The sequence below is a fragment of the Clostridium sp. ZBS15 genome (assembly GCF_023845705.1).
In the GTDB taxonomy this organism is placed as follows: domain Bacteria; phylum Bacillota; class Clostridia; order Clostridiales; family Clostridiaceae; genus Clostridium; species Clostridium aquiflavi.
The window spans coordinates 1-296 of record NZ_JAMQHY010000225.1 but is presented as its reverse complement, the minus strand read 5'-3'; the positions used below and the strand labels follow the sequence as shown (position 1 = coordinate 296).

Annotated in this window: 1 protein-coding gene; it reads left to right on the top strand. The window is 36.1% G+C overall.

Translation table 11 applies throughout. From position 1 onward, the window contains the following. On the top strand, window positions 1–296 hold a 296-nt coding region (locus NG904_RS17760), incomplete at both ends, for a hypothetical protein (protein WP_252232950.1).

Here is a 296-nt window from a genome sequence, read left to right as displayed (position 1 = left end):
CATTTGAAAACTTGGTTAAAGACGATTATCAGTTTATCGAGGATAGGTACTATTTCTTCGAAAATCCTGTTAATGGGGCATATATTAAAAAAAGTGTCGACGGGTTGGACGTGCCTGTAAAAGTCGAGGTTGGGAGTTACTATCGTTATGATTCTAACACAAAAAGATATGTTTTTGACAAAGCGAAAGGTTCGTATGTAAGGTACTACAAAGGTCCTTGGGAGAAGGATAACTATGTATATGAGACAAGGTTTTACGACTATATCCTCTACAAAGTAACTAAGCTCAATACATTC